17 protein-coding genes are annotated in these 20,278 nt (G+C 46.6%); 8 read left to right on the top strand and 9 right to left on the bottom strand.

The window, feature by feature from the left end:
• Positions 1-4: 4 nt before the first annotated feature.
• Positions 5-1,276: a 3-phosphoshikimate 1-carboxyvinyltransferase gene (aroA, locus tag KKE17_04240; protein MBU1709195.1), complete on the top strand. Its 1,272-nt coding sequence runs from the start codon at positions 5-7 to the stop codon at positions 1,274-1,276.
• 100 nt (positions 1,277-1,376) lie between these two features.
• Here the strand turns inward: aroA and KKE17_04235 are convergent, their stop codons facing one another.
• A complete protein-coding gene (locus KKE17_04235) occupies positions 1,377-1,724 on the bottom strand; it encodes a PilZ domain-containing protein (GenBank protein ID MBU1709194.1) in 348 nt (115 codons plus the stop codon).
• Between the two features lie 577 nt (positions 1,725-2,301).
• On the opposite strand from KKE17_04235, the gene KKE17_04230 reads away from it, so the two are divergent.
• The gene (locus KKE17_04230) at positions 2,302-2,928 is read left to right on the top strand and encodes a hypothetical protein (protein MBU1709193.1); all 627 of its coding nucleotides are present in this window, start codon (positions 2,302-2,304) and stop codon (positions 2,926-2,928) included.
• A gap of 20 nt (positions 2,929-2,948) precedes the next feature.
• Here KKE17_04230 and KKE17_04225 read toward each other — a convergent pair whose 3' ends face one another.
• Complete coding sequence (locus KKE17_04225) at positions 2,949-3,458, bottom strand: shikimate kinase (GenBank protein MBU1709192.1); 510 nt, start codon at positions 3,456-3,458, stop codon at positions 2,949-2,951.
• On the bottom strand, positions 3,455-4,324 hold the full coding sequence (gene aroE / locus KKE17_04220) for a shikimate dehydrogenase (GenBank protein ID MBU1709191.1): 870 nt from the start codon (positions 4,322-4,324) through the stop codon (positions 3,455-3,457). Before aroE ends, KKE17_04225 begins: the two co-directional genes overlap by 4 nt.
• Before the next feature lie 249 nt (positions 4,325-4,573).
• Here aroE and KKE17_04215 point away from each other — a divergent pair, with 249 nt between their 5' ends.
• Positions 4,574-5,668, top strand: a complete 1,095-nt coding sequence (locus tag KKE17_04215; protein MBU1709190.1) for a hypothetical protein — start codon at positions 4,574-4,576, stop codon at positions 5,666-5,668.
• A gap of 298 nt (positions 5,669-5,966) precedes the next feature.
• Here KKE17_04215 and KKE17_04210 read toward each other — a convergent pair whose 3' ends face one another.
• Positions 5,967-8,504 carry a response regulator gene (locus KKE17_04210; GenBank protein MBU1709189.1) on the bottom strand — a complete coding sequence of 846 codons (2,538 nt, stop codon included), beginning with the start codon at positions 8,502-8,504 and terminating at the stop codon, positions 5,967-5,969.
• A gap of 495 nt (positions 8,505-8,999) precedes the next feature.
• Between KKE17_04210 and tatA the strand changes: the two genes are divergently transcribed.
• From tatA to KKE17_04195, 3 genes are all read left to right on the top strand, one after another.
• Positions 9,000-9,185: a twin-arginine translocase TatA/TatE family subunit gene (gene tatA, locus KKE17_04205; protein MBU1709188.1), complete on the top strand. Its 186-nt coding sequence runs from the start codon at positions 9,000-9,002 to the stop codon at positions 9,183-9,185.
• Positions 9,186-9,210: 25 nt separating this feature from the next.
• A complete protein-coding gene (locus tag KKE17_04200) occupies positions 9,211-9,441 on the top strand; it encodes a twin-arginine translocase TatA/TatE family subunit (GenBank protein MBU1709187.1) in 231 nt (76 codons plus the stop codon).
• 188 nt (positions 9,442-9,629) lie between these two features.
• A complete protein-coding gene (locus KKE17_04195) occupies positions 9,630-9,977 on the top strand; it encodes a cytochrome c family protein (GenBank protein ID MBU1709186.1) in 348 nt (115 codons plus the stop codon).
• A gap of 12 nt (positions 9,978-9,989) precedes the next feature.
• Here the strand turns inward: KKE17_04195 and KKE17_04190 are convergent, their stop codons facing one another.
• The 5 genes from KKE17_04190 to KKE17_04170 all read right to left on the bottom strand — a co-directional run bounded on the left by KKE17_04190 (position 9,990) and on the right by KKE17_04170 (position 16,779).
• On the bottom strand, positions 9,990-11,060 hold the full coding sequence (locus KKE17_04190) for a response regulator (protein ID MBU1709185.1): 1,071 nt from the start codon (positions 11,058-11,060) through the stop codon (positions 9,990-9,992).
• A gap of 74 nt (positions 11,061-11,134) precedes the next feature.
• Entirely contained in the window at positions 11,135-11,515 is a 381-nt protein-coding gene (locus KKE17_04185) for a response regulator (protein MBU1709184.1), read from the bottom strand.
• A 12-nt stretch (positions 11,516-11,527) separates the two neighbouring features.
• Positions 11,528-14,797, bottom strand: coding sequence for a response regulator (locus KKE17_04180; protein MBU1709183.1), 3,270 nt, complete (start codon positions 14,795-14,797; stop codon positions 11,528-11,530).
• A gap of 2 nt (positions 14,798-14,799) precedes the next feature.
• Positions 14,800-15,285 (bottom strand): cytochrome c family protein, encoded by a 486-nt coding sequence (locus KKE17_04175; protein MBU1709182.1) that lies wholly within the window; start codon positions 15,283-15,285, stop codon positions 14,800-14,802.
• Between the two features lie 210 nt (positions 15,286-15,495).
• Positions 15,496-16,779 carry a class II fructose-bisphosphate aldolase gene (locus KKE17_04170; GenBank protein MBU1709181.1) on the bottom strand — a complete coding sequence of 428 codons (1,284 nt, stop codon included), beginning with the start codon at positions 16,777-16,779 and terminating at the stop codon, positions 15,496-15,498.
• A 553-nt stretch (positions 16,780-17,332) separates the two neighbouring features.
• Here KKE17_04170 and KKE17_04165 point away from each other — a divergent pair.
• Positions 17,333-18,505, top strand: a complete 1,173-nt coding sequence (locus KKE17_04165) for an HD domain-containing protein (protein MBU1709180.1) — start codon at positions 17,333-17,335, stop codon at positions 18,503-18,505.
• Positions 18,502-20,278 (top strand): chloride channel protein (locus KKE17_04160; protein MBU1709179.1); only part of this gene is annotated, 1,777 nt, incomplete at its 3' end. The genes KKE17_04165 and KKE17_04160, both read left to right, overlap by 4 nt.

Raw genomic sequence — 20,278 nt, 5'->3', positions numbered from 1 at the left:
TTTTATGAAAGAAATCACGCCATTAAGAAATATTCAGAAACAAATTGAAGTTCCCGGTTCTAAGAGTATAACCCAGCGCGCATTGATCGCCGCGGCACTTGCCAATGGCAGCAGTAAGCTTCTGGGCCCTCTTGCAAGCGAGGATACCCACTATACCTCCGAGGCTCTCAGGGCCATGGGTATCAAAATCCTGGATAATGATTCCGGTTGGCAAGTCAACGGCACCGGAGGGGTAATTCACAAGCCCGTGAAAGATATCTATCTGGGAAATAATGGCACTGCGACACGTTTTCTGACCTCCGTTGCCGCTATGGGTTCCGGTGATTTTATTATCTCCGGTGATAAGCGTATGGAAGAGCGTCCCATCGGGCCCTTACTGGAAGCCTTAAGCGGCTGGGGTGTTGATATTAAAAGTATTCATGGAACCGGTTGTCCGCCTATTGCCATAAAATCCAGAGGTATCTGCGGAGGCAAAACCCTGCTTCCGGAAGGCAAGAGCAGTCAGTATCTTTCGTCTCTGCTTCTTGTCGCTCCCTACGCTGAAAAAAAGGCGGAGCTGGAGGTTGCCGGCGAAGTCTATTCCAAACCTTATGTGTTGATGACTCTCGCGGTTATGGATGCTTTTGGGATTCATGTCGATGCATCAGACGATCTGAAGCATTTTGTGATTGATCAGGGCTGTTACCGCAGTCGTGAATACCAGATCGAAGGAGATGCTTCCAGTGCTTCGTATTTCTGGGCAGCAGCGGCGATAACCGGCGGACGGGTGACTGTTGGCAATGTTCCCAAGCCATCACTTCAGGGTGATGCGGTTCTGGTGGATATTTTTGAGCGGATGGGATGCAGAGTTGAATACGGACAGGGCATTACGGTAGTCGGTCCTAAGGAGCTTCAGGGGATAGAAGTGGATATGGGTGATTGCCCGGATGTTGTGCCGACCCTGGCGGTTGTTGCATCGCAAGCCAGAGGCCGGACAATTATCAAAAATATTGCTCACCTGCGCATCAAGGAATGTGACCGGCTGCATGTTATGGTGAAAGAGCTTGCAAAGCTCGGCGCCAGGATTCAGGAATTAGATGATGCGATGATAATCGAGGGCCTGGGGTCGGATGCGCCCCCCATGCACGGCGGTGAAATTGAGACTTACAACGATCACCGTATTGCCATGAGTTTTGCGGTGGCGGGCCTTGTTGTTCCCGGGGTAAAGGTTCTGGGAGGGGAATGTGTAGTAAAATCATTCCCTGATTTCTGGGAACGATTTCAATTATTATACTGAGAATTATGAGTTTGGGATTTGAACTGGAATAGCGAGCCCTTCCCGTAGTCCAGAGTCCTTGTTTGCCTGCAGCAGGGAGATTCAAAATTCTCAAGTTATTTTACAGATTTTCTTCGTCAAAAAGCGCCACCCGGTTTACAATTTTAAGGATGGTTTCTCTCAGATCTTCCGAAGGGTTGACAAACAGTAACCCTACGCCTTTATCGTCAGATGTTTCAGCATGATTGACCCACATTACTTTTGCGAGAACGATTTCATTTTTCAGGTCGCCGACTGAAAACTGCAATTTTGTGGTTTCTCCGAGTTTTGGCGGATTTTCGGTATATAAAAATATCCCGTCAACAGAAATATTTTCACTGAAGGAGATTAAATAATCGCCTTTATGGATGAAATTCACTTCAAATTTTGCCGGTACCCTTTGCCGATCTCTTCTTTCTGACGATGACATATTTACATTACCCCTGAGAAAAAATTTATTATACACAGCACGTTATGTCCGATCAATCGTGCCGTGCTGCATTTCTTCCTGCGGTGAATTGTTCACAGCACCGCAAGGCCGTTCCTTAAGTCTCATCCGTTCATACTCTGCCTGACCAAGTGTCTAGGTTGTTTTGCTATGTATAGCTTACATGAAACATGTTTTTACGAAAGCTTCAATCCCTAACTATGTAAGAAAAAGAATTTTTTTCATAATTTTTGAATTTATTTTCCGGGGTAAAGTTTGACGATTTATGGCACGGTTCCGAGGAGATACACGGGTTATTGAGTGATGGGTGTATGGTGCATTTGGCGGTGAAGTTTAGACAGTTATGCATAAATTACTCTATTCAGGCATGGACATTGCTTCATATAAGGAAACTAAGGTAAATTGGTTTACAGGAAAATACTTTGAATCGGGGTTAACAAGCATGCTATGCTGGATTCATATACCAAAAATGTCTGTTCGATCCCGGTGGTTGTTTACACACAGCGCGTGGGATTTTGCCCACATCGAAAAAAAGATTCCCAAAGAATGAGGAAAGAATATGCATAATACCCCACAGGTTGAACAGCATCCTTTAAAGACAATTTTTCGCATGAATAAGGGGATTGATATTATTCCTTTTTATGAAAATGACGGCACCCAGAATTTTTCTGATAGATACATGGCGCAGGTCTTCCGCCGAATCGTCCGGGAAGAAACGATATACAAAGTTTTTTATGATGGGTCTGTGCGGAATACAACCGATTTTATTGAGTTTTTTCGAGACAAAGGAATTGAGATGTTTTTTGTCGAGTTTAATGGAAAAGAGGCGGGTTTTTTCTGGATAAATAAATTCAAGAATAAATCAGCTTTTATCAATTACTGTTATTATCGGGATTTCTGGGGGGGGGACTCCTTAGAAATCAGCAAATTGACCATTGAGTTCATTTTCGGGAGAAAAAATCTTCATGGAGAACATCTCGTGGATGTGTTGTTGGGGCTCACTCCCGCCAACAACAAGCTTGCTATCCAGTTTTTGTTGAAAAACGGCATGACGATTATCGGCAAGGTTCCCGGAATGTTGTATGATTCTGGAGAAGGCATCAATGTCGATGGTATTTTTTCGTATAAACAGAGAAATCCCCAGTCCTCTTTAGCAAAGATCACATCGTTTTTATTTTTTAATTGATAGCTGAACGTACCTGCTTCCTATTGAGCTTTTAAGATGTCGATTATCCTGTCGGCGATCTGTTCGGGAGGTAAGATGTCTGTATCAATTTCGTAGTGAGCGGAGCTTTTATAGATAGGGGTTCGTCGCTCAAGCACCTCGGCTATTTCCTCGGTAAAGGTTTTGCCTTCCACAAGGGCCGGTCGTTGCGTATCGTCTTGTATTCGTGCAATAATTACATCAACTGAAGCCGTAAGCCAGAAGATGATTGCATTTTTTTTGAGGTTGTCGATATTTTCACGGCGTTCAATAACCCCGCCGCCGGTGTCGATAATCAGGTTGTCCTGGTTGGCAAGGTCCTTGGCCAGTTGTGACTCCATATCACGAAATCCCGGCCAGCCGTGTTTCTTGACGATTTGGGGTATGGGCATTCCGGCGCGATTGACGATCTCGGCATCCATTCCAATGCGTTCCATATTCAGGCGTTTGGCAAGAATTTCACCGACTACGCTTTTGCCGGTTCCACGATAACCGATCAATACGATATTCATTTTGCAAGATGCTCCAGTACAACCCGGCGCATGACCTCAACTGGGGCGTCAACTCCGGTGAATTGTTCAAACTGTAAAACTGCCTGATTGATAAACATATCCACTCCTGAAATAGTTTGAAGGCCTTTGTTTTTAGCGCCTTTCAATAATTTCGTCTCAAGAGGGGTATAGACGATATCAAAAACAACCTGCCCGATCCTGAAAAGGTCTTCCGGTACCAGCGAAGCGTCCACTTTCGGGTGCATGCCGATTGGCGTACAATGGATGACGAGGTCGGCGGTCTCCATGGCTGTGGCAAGGGTTTTCTCGTTCATTTGTGCCGATTTGATCGAGGCTTTGGACCCGGCGCGCAAATCAGCGGTTAATCCTTCAAGCAGGGCGGAATCAATATCCAGAAGTTTCAATTCTTTCAGCCCGGAGTCCATGGCCAGGGTGAAGGCTATGGCCCGTGCAGCGCCTCCCGCACCGAGCATCAGTACGTTTTTTCCGGTCAAGTCAACCCCGGCATCAATAATCGATTTCAACGCTCCGGGGCCGTCTGTACCGAGTCCGGTCAATCTGCCGTTATCATTGATTATCGTATTGATCGAGCCGATGCGGCGATCCACTTCAACAACTTCGTCAACATGCTTCATGGCTTCGATTTTATGAGGAATTGTCACACTCATGCCGCGGAAATTTTCAAGAGCCCGCATGCCAGCAAGGGCGTCTTTCACATTTTCGACACGATGGGCGACATAGACAAAGTTCAAATCCAATTCGGCAAAAGCCGCATTATGTATGGCCGGTGAAAGACTGTGGCCAACGGGATTGCCGATTATTGCACAGATTTTCGTGCTGGTGTTTATTGCTCGTACATTTTTCATCAAATTCTCCTCTATTGTAAGCCTTACTGAAAAGTGAAAGTTTTTCATGCCAGGCAAGCCGTTTCAAAGGGAATCCAACATAGCACCATCTTCAGGCATATTCAAGTATTGTTGCGCTGGTGGCGCAACATCTTGAGACTCATGCGACAATTTGCCCCATTGTTAATCCGCAGTGAGTTTAATTATAATTAGATATTAACAGGACACTCCAATATGTATTTTTTTTCTAAAGAGAAAAGAGGGGACAAGATGATAAATCAATTCACCCAAAAAAAATGGGTAACGACTCCAGGTTTTTTGGCATTATCCATGATGTTCATCTGGGCCATAATGGCCGGTCCCGCAGAATCAAGGATGTCGATAGATGCGCCGCATAACAGCGCCAATGGGTTTGAGTGCGAGGCCTGTCATGGAGTGGATCTGCTTGCATCTCTTAAGCTTGAATATGAGGGAAAAATTGCTCTGGAACCGGATAACAAGGATATTACATTTTACAACCTTCTCTGCGCTAAATGCCATAAAGAACCGGGAGCTTCTTCTGGAGATCTGCCGGCGCCGGTTACTGCGCTTCATTCCAGTCGTGAGACCAATTCGTCCTACTGGCAGGGAAACTGGTCAAGGCAATGCATTGACTGCCATAATCCGCATTTTCAGGAACAGAAGTTCTGGCTCAGCGATGAGAGCAATCCGGTTGCGGATGCTGATTTTTATCTTTCACAAGGAGAAATTACAGGTTGCTCCTATGACACCGCCTCGAATTCAACTGAATTCAAGTTTGAATCAATCAGATATAAGGCCGATTCCATTTGGAATGCGCAAACCCTTCTGTCAAAGAATGAATCAGGGAGAAGTACAACGATATTCCCTGATATTGAAAACTTGCGGATGAGTTTCATCCTTCTCGATATAGATGAAACGGCATTCACCATAACCGTCAAAGGCGATGCGCAGGCCGTGTGGTATAAAAGAAATCCTGCCGCAGAATCAATCCATTTCGGAATAATTTACGGGCAGCTGATTAAGAAAAATATTCCCATAGTATTGGATGGAGCAAGTGCGACTATTCTCGATGAGCGGCCGGTTCAGTTTTTTGATAATCAGGGGGCCGGCTCTTTCATCAATGATTCAGGGGAGGTGCTGGGCATATGTGAGGTGTGTCACAGCAAGACAAGACATTTCACATTCGACGGAATAGGTGACGATGGGATCCCTGATACGCCGCATACAAAATATTTGTCAAACAAGGGCGGCCCGGCGGCCAAAGAGACCTGTACCGGCTGTCATTTGCATGGACAAGGCTTTGCTGCGCCGGGTGAGCAAATCAGCATCAAGGGACGCAATTGACCCTGAATGCATTTTTTCAGGTCATAATTGTCCATAATCCGGCACCGCTCCTCGGTTGATCCACGGTGTTCAATCCCCATTGCATCTTCAAATGTTTGTGCCCTGACCTTGAAAATAAACGAAAATAAAGAATGGGCAACCGGGTGAGAGTTATGCCTCTAAACCCGTTTTAACAGCAGCATTACGGGTATTATTGGGGACATCAAATTTGTAAAGCGAAGATGGATGTAATGTGTCTGATAAAATTATTGGAATAATCCTGATTAATTAATGGACTGTTGGTCTATTGCAACAAGGTTTAATTTTTGTTGCTGAGAACCATCCAGATTGTTTCGGTCATGTCTTCAATGGCAAGAGGTTTTTTGACAAACTGACGAACTCCCACTTCCATGGCCTTTGCCCGGTTGACATCTTCATTGTACCCTGACGAAAGAATGATCGGCATTTCCGGGCGGATTTTCAAAACCTCTTTTGATAAATCAAGGCCGGTCATTCCCGGCATGGTGAGATCGGTTATGAGCATATCAAATTTAAGTGGATCATCTGCGAAAAGTTTGAGGGCTTCCTGACTGCTGCAGGTTGAAGTGACTGCGCAGCCGATTTGTTTTAAAATCAATTCGCCAAGCGCCACGAGCATTTCTTCGTCGTCCACAAAAAGGATATGCTTGCTTATTGTGGGCAAATGCATTTTCTTGGAGTCATTTTTTATGCTGGATGGCATGGGAATCAGCGGCCAGTAGACATTAAAGGTCGACCCCTTTTCCGGCTTGCTTTTGACGCTTACAGCCCCGCCTCCGGCCGTCACAATGCCATGCACGGTTGCAAGCCCCAGGCCGATTCCTTCATCGCCATTTTTGGTGGTAAAATAAGGTTCGAATATGCGGTCGATGGTTTTTCTGTCCATGCCGTGGCCGTTATCTTTGAAAGTGAGGCAGCAGTAATGCCCCACAGGTAAATCAGGATATTTTGACAGGGAATTTGCGGTGATTTCCACCTTTTCAAGTCCAACCTCAAGGACTCCGCTTTTTTCCCGCATTGCGCCGTAGGCATTGGTGCAGAGATTCATGATTACCTGATGCATCTGGCTGACATCAGCAAATACCGGACCGCAGTCGGCGGAAATATTTTGGTTGATTTGGATGGTGGTGGGCAATGCCCCCCGAAGCATTTTCAATGACTCTTTGATGAGGGGCTGCAACAGCAAGGGTTTTTTCTCCTGTTCGCTTTGCCTGCTGAAGGTCTGGATCTGTTCCACGAGGCGCGCCGCTCTTTTGCTCGCCTTGATTATTTCCTGCATGTGGTTGTGGATCGGGTTGTCCTCGGAAGTGTGAAACGTCGCCAATTTCGCATAACCGATAATTCCGGTGAGGATGTTATTGAAATTATGAGAAATTCCGCCAGCCAGGGTGCCAATGGCTTCCATTTTCTGGGACATGCGAAGATCTTTTTCATCTTTTTTCTGCTTGGTTATGTCCCGGTAAGTGCCCATGATTCTTAAAGGCATACCTTGTTGATCCCAGTCGGTAATTTTGCCGCTGATGAAGATCCATTGATACTCTTCTGATTTGGTCAGGACCCGGATTTCAGACTCCAGGAAAGAGGTATTGCCCTCGAGGTGGACACTCAGGGCATCAAGAATGCGATTTTTATCGTTGGGGTGCAGCAGTTTCTCCCAGGATTTGATGTTGTTGCCGATCTCTCCTGGCTGATAACCGAAGATGGAAGCACCCTGATCGTCAATGAATCCTTTGCCTGACGTCAGGTTGATATTCCACATGCCGAGTCCGGTGGCATCCATTGCAAGTTTGAGCTGCTCTTCACTCTGCTGAATTTTTTCTTCCCGGCGCTTGCGCTCAAGGATGTTCGAGAATACGCCCGCAACAATTTTCAACAGATCAATCGTCCCGGTGGACCAGGTTTTCCGAATACGCACCGAGTCAAAACCGATGAAGCCGATAAAATTGTCACCGCTTACCATGGGAATATTATTCAGGGATTGGATGCCAAGGGACTGATACTTGTTTTTTTCAGCATCTGCTTCCGGTGGAAGGGAGCTGACATCAGGGATATGGATGGATTCAATTTTTGAAAGCTGTTCGAAAATCCAGGGGAATGAAGAAGCCTGCAATTGTTTCAGGATGTCAATTTGCGGGGCAATCCCGGGGGCGCACCACTCGTGGGTATTGCTGATTATTTTTTTCGAGTCATCGGTGAATTGAAAAACATAAGCCCTGTCAACCCCGGAAAATTTGCCGATGGTTTGTAGTGCCTGATTAATGCCTTTGTCGATTTTATCCGTGGAAAGACTGATGAACTGAGTGGAGATGGAGGTGATTATATTCCTGAACTGTTCGTTATAGTGAAGCTCATCCTGTAGTTTGGCCTTTTCTGTGATGTTCCGTGCGGTTACGGCGATATGGGTTATTTCTCCTGTATCGTTTTTTACCGGAACCGCCCAATGGTCCCAGCATGAATCGATGTTGGTTCTTTTGTCCGGGTACCAGATTATACTGTTTTTGATGCTGTCATCATTAAGGGCATCAGGGCAGGGACATCCGCGGCACGGTTTGTTTTTGCCGGCAAAAACTTTAAAGCAGGGAGAACCGATTATTTCTTCTAGTTTGAGAGCCATGGGGTCGAGGGCTGTGCTGTTCGCCCACGTGACATTCAGGTCTCTGTCAAGAAGCATGATACTCTCTCTGGAAGAGTTGAGAAGGAATTGTTTTTGGTCGTCTGCCTCTTTAAGTTCTGCATATTGCTTCTGATATTTTACCGTATCGTGCTTTGGTAAGCAGGATGCGTCCCTGGTTTTTATTGTATTTTTTTTTGCAGTCATTGATATCCGCTCTAAAAAATGATCATTTTGAATATTGTTAAATTAGAAAATGTGCCTTTTTATGATACCAATTACTAACCCAGAAAGGGAGGGAAAAATTTCACAAAATATAAAATATATATTACGATTAATTGATAGCTGGACCCGTAATTTTTTTAAATGATATCCAGCTGTTGATGGTTAATCATCCTGGACGTGTGAAATATCCCGAAAAATACATAACAATTTTCAGGTGTTTTATCGCTCGGAGTGGAATGCATAACACCGAAGGCCTGATTACTTATTAGTTGCATATCGGTTGTGGGATGAACTCCCATTGTTTCCCCGGTCGTTGCCGATCAGACGGTTGTTTAGTGGAAATGAATGATAAAATAATTTGCTATTCTGATGTTTTGATGTATTTGTATTATAAGTAGATGTTGTATTATTTGATGATCTTAATCTTGCGGCGGTTTTCAAGATATATGTGATTTGCAAGTTGAGCAGGAGATTTATATGTTTGGCCTTGGAATGCCTGAACTTATAGTAATTCTTGTAATTATCGTAATTATCTTTGGCGCCGGTAAACTCCCGGAGATCGGGTCTGGAATCGGCAAAGGAATTAAGAATTTCAAGAAAGCAACGAAAGACGAAGAAGATGCGGAAAAAATCGAAGACAAGAAAGAAGATGGTTCCGCGTAAAATATTAGTGTTAGGGGGGTAAGCAATGTTTGGATTAGGGACACCTGAATTAATCGTTATTCTCGGTATTGCATTTCTGGTATTCGGCGGGAAGAAGCTTCCTGAAATTGGCGCTGGTCTCGGAAAAGGCATAAAATCATTCAAGAAGGGCCTTCGTGACGTTGAAGAGAATGTTCCCGGGGTAAAAGAGGTTTCTGAAATCAAGGAGCAAGTCGATAAAGTAAAGGACTTGGGGAGACTGGCGGGGAAAAGTTAAAGCTGGAAATTAATCAGATACAATAGTTATGATAAGAGCAGTTCAATTGAGATTGGATTGCTCTTTTTTTATTTATTACATCCGAAAGATTTACATTCCCTTCAGCTGGAGAAAGAAATGCGGGGGATTTCAGGATGATCAATTAGAGTATTCGTAGCTGTGATTAACTAATTTTGGGAGGTGTCAGTATGAAAATCGTCGGAATTGCCGGATTGATGTTTCTGCTTGGAATTGTATTGCTGTCAGTCACCGTTTCAATAGCCGAAGACCGGGGGCCTGAAACCATGAATTTCAAGGAGCGTTTTAAATTCACCGGTACCAAGGATCCTGTTATTTTCAAACATTGGGAGCATCAGGAAAATCTTGAAAAAAAATGTTCCAACTGTCATCTGAAAGAGGAAGGAGGCGGCAAGCTCAAAGTGGAATTGATCCAATTTGAAGGGGTCAGGAATGATTTTCATAATAAATTCTGCTGGCCCTGCCACAGATCAATGGATGTGCCCAAGGGCGCGAGCTGCAAAACCTGTCATCAATAGAAATAATCAGGATCAGGAGGCATCGGGCAAGGGAAGCCGTATTGAAAAGCAAGTTCCTTTGCCCTCCTCGCTCTCCACCTTAATCGACCCCTTGTGATTCTTGATGGTTTTGAGGACAAAAGTCAGGCCAAGACCCGGCCCGTAAATTTTAGAGGATACAAAGGGATCGTATATATTTTTCAGGCGTTCGCGGGAGATGCCTTTGCCGGTGTCGCATATCCGGATTAATAAATTACCCTCCTGTATCTGCGTTCTGATATCGAGGGTTCTTGTTGCTCCGGACATCGCTTCTATGGAGTTTTCAATGATGTTTGAAAGCGCCCTGGTCAGGTTTTCGGAATCTGCCTGGACCTGGGGGCATGTCTCAATAAAATCAGTATGAATGGTTATGCCGCCCTGGTCGATTTTTTCTGAATTCAGATCGATGGCCTTGCCGATGACATTGTGAATGTCTGTTAGTTCAAACAGCGAAAGGGCCGCGCTTTTTAGGCCAACCAGGGCGGTGACCATTTTTTCAAGGACTTCAACATTCTGCAGGATAATATTCAGGTACTTTTTGTTGGGATCGTCTTCATCCAGGTTTTTTTGAACCCTACGTGCAAACCCGCCGATCGCCACCAGCGGGTTGCGGATTTCATGGGATATTTCATCAACCAGAGTTTCCAGTGCCTCGTTTTTTTCTTCTTCAGCTGTTCGCCTGGTTTCTAGGCTCTTAGCAAGAAGCGATCTGATTTTTGCAGAGACTTCCTTGTAATCAAAGGGCTTGGTTATATATCCGTCAGCCCCGAAATCAAATCCCCTGACTTTATCGGGGATTTCACTTTTGGCGGTGAGCAGAAGTATCGGAATATTTCTGGTTTCCGGATCTGATTTAAGCCTGTTACATACCTCAAATCCGTCAAGCAGGGGCATCATGACATCAAGAACCACCAGGTCTGGATTGTGTTCTTTTACACTCTTGAGCCCTTGAAAGCCGTCATAGGCTCCATGGGTTATATAGCCGTCGGCACGGAGGCGTTTTGTCAGCAGCTCAACGGTATCAACCGTGTCATCGATGATCAGTATGGATTGGTTGATTTTCACGTATTCTCACAAAAAAATGTAAAGAAGCTGATTTTTTTATAAAGTTGCAGTTCAGCGGAAATGTCAGCTGGTTATTAAAGAAATAAACGTATCTGTTCCGGCAGTTCACGTACATTTATCGGCTTTGGAATATATCCGTCACATCCGGCATCCAGTGCCTTTTCCCGATCGCCTTTCATGGCGTGGGCAGTGAGCGCAATGATCGGGGTATTTCGGAACTCAGGGTTGTTTTTCAGTCTTCTGGTTACTTCATACCCATCAATTTTTGGAAGCGAAATGTCCATGAGGATGAGATCCGGCTTTATCAATGGAATCTTTGCCAGAGCATCCTCGCCGTCCACTGCTTCGGATATGATGTAGCCGCGAGCCTGAAGGACTTTAAGTGCAAGTTCCCGACTGTCCTTGTTGTCATCGACGATCATGATTTTTTTGGGTTCAGGTTCGGTCTGGTTCATTTTATTTCCTGCTTATAATTTTTCCAGAGTGTTTTTCAGTTCATCCAGCAGATCGGCTTCAGTGAGAAGCCCTTTATTGAGAGTGGCCTTGATGCTGCCGTCAAGCCTTTCAAGATCTTCATCGCTCAAGTCTTGCCGGGTGATGAGGATTAATGGAATTTTCTTGGCATTTTTATCTGATTTGATGTACTCGATCAGGTCAAAACCATTGTTGTCCGGCATCATGAGGTTCATGACAATCAGATCAGGTCGGGAGACCTTGATCGAATGTACGGCATTCTGGTTGGTGTCGGCCGTTGCGACCCGATATCCTGAATATTCAAGAAGGCTGCCAATCCTTTCAACGCTTCCGGCATCATCGTCGACAATCAAGACTTTTTTAATGATCGCAAGTTTTTCGAGTTTTCTTAATTTATAAAGCAACCGGTTCTTGTCAATGGGTTTTACCATATACTCTGCGGCACCCAGGCCGAAACCCATTTTCTTTTCATCGACGATTGAGAGAATGATCACCGGAATATCCTGAGTGGCTGGAGTTTTTTTAAGCTCCTGCAAGACCTGCCAGCCGTTTTTGCGCGGCATCATGATATCAAGGGTTATGGCGTATGGTTTTAGGGCAATTGCCTGTTCTACGGCCTCTTCACCGCTCAACAGCCCGATTACCTTATAATCATTGCCGATTGATTTTTGTATAATTTCAATGACTTCAGGATTGTCATCGATGGCCAGCACGGTTTTGATCTGTTCCTTGGCAGCGATGATTATTTCGGGTCCGGTTGAATTGAACCCTTCAAGGACAAGATTTTCGATGATCTCGCACCCCCTGCAGAAATTCACCTTTTCCGGGCATGCGGCAATCTGCATGCCTTTGCAGTGGGTGCCTGAGATCAACCAGCAACGATGTTCTTTACTCCCGTAAGCTGGGCAACTGGTCTGGCCGCAGTGCATGTACTCCCAGCACTTAATGGATTTTCCCGCATATCTGGGTGGCTTCATAAACAAGTCGCATGGCTTGGCGAAATATTTTGCCAGTTCTTCGGCCATCATTGTCTCGATAATGGGTTCCGCCGGTTTTTCGAGAATTTTTTTCTGGGCAGGGAGAGTGAAATAAAATTGGCTGCCGATGCCTGCTTCACTTTCAGCCCAGATCACCCCTTTATGCAGCACAACAAGGCCGCGGGCAATACTTAAGCCCAGGCCTGTGCCTTCGTATTGTCGAATCGTTGATACATCTATCTGGCTGAATTTATCAAACAGCTTGCCAATATCTTCCTCTTTGACGCCGATTCCCGTATCAGCTACACAAATCTCAACAAAGAGTGGCGCCTCACCCGGGCGGATACCTCGCTGTGAAGGTTTTGCGCTGATGGTAATCACTCCCTTATGAGTGAATTTAATCGCATTGGAAAGCAGATTGAGAATAATCTGCCTGACTTTGTCTTCATCCACATAGAGTAGCGGGAGATGCTCGTCGATTGCAAATTCCAGGGTAAGACCCTTCTGGGCGATGGGCGCTTCCAGGGTAGAGGCAACTGTTTCCAGCAACATTTTGATGTTGGTCTCCCTGAGGTCGAGTTCGATTTTTCCGGATTCGATTTTGGACATGTCCAGGATGTCATTGATCAGTTGCAGAAGATGCCGGGCATTATTGCCAACTTTTTTCAGGCTCTTTTCCTGCTCAGTATTGATGGCGCCGTCCACCCCGTCGATGAGCAGGTCCGTATAGCCGATAATCGAATTCATCGGGGTTCTTAACTCGTGGGACATGTTTGCCAGGAAAGATGATTTCAGCCGGTCAAGTTCACGAAGTTCACGATTAGCGCGTTCCAGAAGGAGGGTTTTTTCTCTGAGCATCATGGTTCGTCTCGCTACTTCCAGCTCCAGTTCTTTGCTGAAAGTAGAAATTTTCCCATAGAGTTTTTCCAGATTTTCAAGCATCAGGTTGGTATGTGCGGCAATTTCATCCATCACCTCGTTTTTATCAGTGACCTCAGCTCGGACTTTAAGGTTGCCGTCCGAGGCCAGAGAAAGAATAACAAGAAGATTTTTGGCCTGTGCTTCCAAGGCTTTACGTTGTTCTTCCTCCCTTGCAGCTATTTGTTTAATGTATCTGAGTCGCTCCGCTTCCAGGACATCGGTGATATCCCTGCATATTTCAACGCCGCCAATGATGTTGCCGTGTGCGTCCTTGAGGGCGCTGGCGCTGGCCATCAGCGGAATTTCGCGGCCGTCCCGGCTGGTCATGGTAATCCGTACACCCTCGATGGAATCACGGGTTTCAAAACATTTTCTTACCGGGCAGGTAGTCTCGCAGAGATCACTTTGAAAAATACTACGGCAGGTTAATTTTCCTTCGGCTTCCTCGCGGCTGTATCCAGTGAGATTGGCGCAGGCCTGATTCATATAGGTTATCACCATTTCGGTATCCACCATGAAGAGCGGGTCGGCAATGGCAACCTTCAGGCTGTTTGCGTATTCAATCTGGTTTTTGATGCTGGCAACCATGAAATTAAAGGAATTGCCAAGCACGCCGATTGAATCGTTGGTCCTGACATCAACAAATACATCCATGTCGCCTCTGGCAAATAGTTCGGCTTTTCTGGCAAGTTCAGTGACAGGTTGGGTGACCAGTTTGGATAAGAGAAAATAGATGATTGAGATGATCGCGCCGATCCCGATAACACTGATGATTACTGTCTGATTCCTCAGTGATGCAATGGCGGCATAGGTTGCATCGGTTCGTTGCCGTACGATCATTCCACCCAGGACGTCCCTGGATGTGCCGTGGCAATGGTGGCATTCCGCTTCATTGGGCATCATATGGATGCTTACCAGATATTTTTCACCATCAACGCTTTCTTCAAAGGATCCTTCGTATTCCGGATCGCCGGTTGCAAGGAGATAGCTGAGGGCGTCCAATGCCTTAGAGTTAAGGACCAGTCGCGAGACCTGTTGATTGATCCGGTCTTCATGGGTTGCAAAAACGATAATCTGGTTAAAGTCGCAGATGGCGATTTCCGCATCCTTTAAGGATTCCCGCACTTCAAAGAGCTGTTGTTTTACCGATTGGCTGTCACCCACTGACATGGGATGTTTGATTCCGGCATAGGCAAGATATTTTAATTCTTTGCCGAAAGTTGTCATCCGTTTGCGAATTTCCTTGCGCTGTCGCTGGACATTGAGATTGATGACCACAACCATGACAATGGCGACGCCGATGGTGAGGGCAACGAGAATTTTCAAGCTCAGGCGGCTTTGAAGCAGGCCGATTAGTTTACGCATGGTCAATGTGCCCCTCCTCTGATCATCGGCTTGTAGCGAAAGGCTTTGATGCGCTCTGAGATATGGCATTGCTTGCAGTCTTCAGTTGTGAGTATCCCTTTGATGTCATCTGCGCGCAAGGTTTGAACATGACGCGAGCCCGGGCCGTGACAGACTTCGCAACCGGCGTTTTTTAAATGTGGGGTCTGTTCGGAGTCAATGAAGCCGCCGGGTTTTCCGTAGCCGGTTGTATGGCAAGAGTAGCATTTTTCTACTTCATCTCTGGTGAGTCCCTTTTCTAGTTTGGTGACGCTGTTAAATGATCTGCTTTTTTTTGCGTGGGTGATAAAGCTTAAGTATTCGTCCGGGTGGCATTCCTGGCAGGCTTCTGATCCAAGGAAGGAAAGCGTATTATTTTCTGCATAGCAGGGGGGGGCGAAAAAGAGTGCGAAAATTAACAGAGCCAGTTGAAACTGGAGGATTCGGTGAGAGAAAATTTGATCAGCCATTTTGCTTCACCCCGGGCTTAAGGATTAAAATGGCGTTACGCCGGGGAAAGCAAAGGAACCGAGCTACGGCTGCTTCTACCGGCGCGAAATGAAAGATGGAAAATCTTTATATTTATAGGATGTGAGAGTTTCTGTCAGGATGTCAAACAAAAAAAACAGTCAGGCAATGCCTGACTGTTTTTTTTGTTTCCAGAATTTCAGGATGAAAAATCAGTCGTCAAAGTTACCGGCAGGGCCTTTGTCGGTGTCAAGTGCGGCCCCCCTGGCAATGATTTTTTCTTTGGTCCACTCGGACGGATCTTCGATCCTGTTCATCTTTGGACCCATGTCATAGGAGCCGGCGGCAATTATGGCGTCTATTGCCAGAGGTGCCGTGTCTCTTGCATTAAATACATCGATCAGCAAAGTATAGATAAAATTTTCCACCCGTTTGCTCATCCGGTCGCGGATTTCTTTTGGTTGCCCCAGAAATTTATTTTCAAAGGGCAGATTGAGTTTTTTGAAGTCGCCGGCTTTCCATTTTCTTTCCGCTGCATAATCCAGCATGGACTGCCACATTTCCTCGGTCATGCCTTCGCCCTTAACCTTGATGAAATTGCCGGAGTCGTCAAGCATGGCATTGCCGTAATCATTTACTTCAAGCCCCCAGGAGATCATCTGCAGGGCGGTGGCAACGTTGGCTTTGGTGGTGTTGGTTTTCGAGGCGATTTCCCGTAAGCGTTCCGAACTGTTTCCAGAGGTTCCGTGCTGGGCGCCGGAAACTTTATAAGGGATAAGTTTTTCATGGATTTCGGCGGTGAGTTCTACCTGGATTCCCAGTGAGCTTGCTTCGATGCCGTGAGTGGTGCCGTTATTCAAGGCAATCCAGTCGGCGGAAATACCATGGGCATTCAATCCCTGAATAAGAAAAAGAGCCTCTGCCGAAGAAGAAAGGCCCTGTGAGCCTTTGATTTCTCCGACTTCTGTTTCAAGGCCGGCCCAGGCGGGAATAAACTTGTTCAAGGCGAGATTGGCCAGGAGGTTCTGGTCATCAGGCATGTGGGAGGCATCAATGGCAATGGAGGTGATACCCGCTTCAAAGATAGTCGGGATCTCAATTTTTGCAGCCTCGATATCCTTCTGGCTTTTGATGCCGTAATGGTCGGCATGAATTGCAACGGGGACTGTGATGTTCAATTCGTTCATGACGGCATCGACCTGACGGGCAATATTCCAGTAATTCACCGGGCAATAGGCATTGGCGCCGCCCTCGGATTTGGCAATTTCGATAATCATCGTCGCATTGGCTTTCTGGGCCGCAGCAAGGGCGCCACGGATGACAAAATGATTGCGGCCGTTTGCGGCAATGGTCATTGCTTTGCCCTTGGCAAGCAGGGCGCGGTCTATGACTTTGCCGCTGACGATAAGCGCTCTGGAGTTTGGAAAGAGTCGGGTAATGTTGGGCGGTCGGCCGATTTCAAGGGCTTTATTAAAGTCTGGATGTCCACCGGACATGGTAGCCTCCTTTATAAAAGGTCTGAATGGGTAAGGAAATTATCATCAGGCTTGATGGGTGATTTCCATGATGATCGTGTTTTTCCATCTGTTGATTAGCTTCAAAACTCTACAACACTATAAAAGAGTAAGTCACGAAAAAAATTGTCTCGGAGCTGATGATTATTTGTCTGCGACAGATGCCTGTAGAACCCACAAGTTCTTGAAAATCGAGCTTTTTTCTTGACAGAAGAGAGGGTGGTTGGCAGATTGATTGTTTGTTCTTGTAAATAAAGGGTGATTAAGCTTGTTATCATGCTTTTTAGAGAGGTATGATTCAGCTGTTTTTCTGCATAACGACATAAGTTCGAGGCCATTGATCAGATAAGGAGCGAACGAGGCGGCCGGCGGAGCAGCCTTGTCGCGTTGTGATCAGGCCCTGCCGCGAGTGTGCGCAGCATGTCGAGATGGCTTGCATTTATGGCGTTGTGTATATTTCATGACCATTACCCCCACCCTCTTTTAATACGGAGTCAGGAAGCATGTTGTTTGAGTCCTCCCAGCGTTTTATTGTATGATTATCGAAGATACCTGCACCGATACCAAGCTCATGAAGCTGCGTGATACACTTGATGCTCGTGAAGAGAACTACCTCTCGCCATTAGCTTGTTTCAGCCGGGACGCGATTCGGCGGCATCCTGAAAAAATCACCGGTCATCGTCAGAATTATTCCCTTGATGCAGACCGGGTGCTGCATTCGCGGGCATACACCCGCTATATTGATAAGACCCAGGTGTTTTATATGATTGATAACGATCATATCACCCATCGGGTGCTGCATGTACAGCTGGTTTCAAAGATTGCCCGAACCATCGGCAGATTTCTCGGATTGAATGAAGATCTTATCGAAGCCATTGCTCTGGGGCATGATATCGGTCATCCGCCGTTCGGGCATGACGGTGAGAAATTTCTTTCGGATTTATGTGTCGAACACGGCCTGCCGTCTTTTCAGCATAATATTCAAAGCGTCACATTCCTTGACCGTATTGAAAGAGGAGGGTGCGGTTGGAATCTGAGTCTGCAGACCCTGGACGGCATCTTATGTCATGATGGCGAAGTTCATGACCACAGGATTCAACCGAAGCGCCAAAAGGATTTCCGGGCCTTTGAGTGTGAGATGGAAGAAAAATTGCGCAACTCCAGGGCCGAACTCCTGCCCATGACCCTGGAAGGCTGTGTGGTGCGTTTTGCTGATACTGTGAGCTATATCGGCCGAGACATTGAAGATGCCATTGAACTGAAACTGATCAGCCGAGATGATATCCCGATGGATTGTGTGAAACTCCTCGGGAAATCAAACGGTAAAATCGTCTACAGTCTGGTCACTGATCTTATCACCAACGGCTGTGAGGAGGATTCGATTTTTTTCAGTCCGGGGATTTCCGAAAGTCTTAAGCAATTGAAAAAGTTTAATTATGAAAGAATCTATCTGAATCCGGCGATAAAAAAGGGATATGAACAAATCAGGGATTGCTACCGGATCCTGTTTGAGGATTTTGTGAATAACCTTGTCCAGAACCGGCGGGACTCTTCCGTTATTGTTGAATTTCTGGCGGGAATGGGCGAAAGCTACCGCCAGACCCATCCTCCTGCAGCTATTGCCCGGGATTATATTGCCGGGATGACTGATGATTATTTCCTTGCCCGGGCGAAACGCTTAGGGGCCGATGTGCCGGTGAAATCATGAGAAAGAGGATAAAACGACTGGTGCCGGGAGAAAATGCCCGTATGCTGGCGATTGCCGCCTGTATCGGCCTTGGCGCCGGGTTTGCCAATATTCTCTTCCGGTATGTTGTTGAAGGTGTCCATGAATTGATTTTTGTTCGTGCCCATGAGTTTCTGAGGATTGATGATGGGGGCTGGCATGGCTTGCTGCTGCCGCTCATTCCCATGGCCGGTATGGTGCTTCTCATCCCGCTGGCGCTGATTTTTAAAACCGGAGTCAATGGGTATGGTTTCCCAAAGTTTCTTCGCAAGGTAAATCTTGAGGGCGGGTATATCCGGTTGCGGAGCATACCGCTGAAAATTCTTTCCACCGCCCTTACCATCGGTACCGGTGGCTCCGCCGGAGTCGAAGGCCCGATTGCCCAGGTCGGCGGTGCTATCGGCGCGCAGTTCGGGCAGTTTTCCAGGGTGTCCGGCGAACGCATGAAGGTCTATATCGCCGCCGGCTGCGCAGGCGGTGTGGGAGCGATGTTCAACGCCCCCATTGCCGGGGTGTTTTTTGCCTCGGAGATTGTTCTGCTGGGGACCTTTGAATTGTCATCGTTTGCCGCGTTGGTTATCTCATCGGCCATGGCCACCGTTGTTTCGCGGGCGTATTATGGTGAAAGCCCGGCGTTTCCCATCCCTGATTATCATCTGATAAATCCCATTGTCGAAGTTCCACTGTATATGCTGATGGGTGTGGTAATCGGTATCATTGCCGTCATGTATATCCGTTTTTTTTACGAGGTGCGCGACAAGTTCAGCAAATTGGGTATTCATCCGTTGCTCAAGCCGATTGTCGGTGCTTTTCTGGTGGGTTCCATCGGTATTGCTTTTCCGCAGGTAATGGGTGACGGCTATCATTATATTGAAGACGTGCTTGCCGGAAACGGTGTGATTATTACGATGATTCTCCTCATATTCTTAAAAATTCTCGCAACCTCAATCACCCTGGGGTCCGGGGGAGCAGGTGGCGTATTTGCTCCGGCCCTGTTCATCGGGGCGGTTACCGGCGGCACCTTTGGCAGCATCGCTCATAATATTCTCCCGGAGTATACAGCTAATCCCGGCGCCTATGCTGCGGTGGGCATCGGCGCCTTTCTCGCCGCAGCGACCCATGCGCCGCTCACCGGGATTTTTCTTCTTTTTGAGATGACCGGCAATTATCTGATCATCATTCCCATAATGCTTACAAGCATCATCGGTACGGTTGTTGCCGGGCGCCTGTTTGCCGATTCAATCGATACGGTTGATTTTTCGCGGGATGGAATTGATATTCATGAAGGCCGGGAAACCGCGGTGATGAAATCCATCAAAGTGGGGAAAGTGATTACCGAGGATGTGGATTTTGTAAGTGAAAACGCAAATGTCGACCAGCTGCTTTCAATCTTCAGCATCACCAAGGACAGCTTCTACTTTCCGGTGATCGATGAAACCGGCCGAATGACCGGCATTGTTTCCCTCCAGGATGTCAAAACCATTCTCCATGATGAGGAACTGCGCTTGAACAAGCGGGTGGGGGATATCTGCGCCCGGAAGGTCGTAGTGCTTACGCCGGATGATAACCTCTACGATGCGATGACCCTTTTCGACGGCAAGGGATTTGAAGAGATTCCGGTGGTGGAATCGGAAGATGACCCCTGGGTTGTGGGCATGCTCAAGCGCCGCGATGTGATTGCCGCCTATAACCGCGAGGCGGTTAAGAAGGGCATCAGCGAACGCACTGCGTCAATTAAATTGAAAGGATTGACCT

This window comes from Pseudomonadota bacterium, from assembly GCA_018823135.1.
Classification (GTDB): Bacteria; Desulfobacterota; Desulfobulbia; order Desulfobulbales; family CALZHT01; genus JAHJJF01.
The sequence above is the reverse complement of the archived record's forward strand: the minus strand, read 5'-3'. Positions and strand labels throughout refer to the sequence as shown.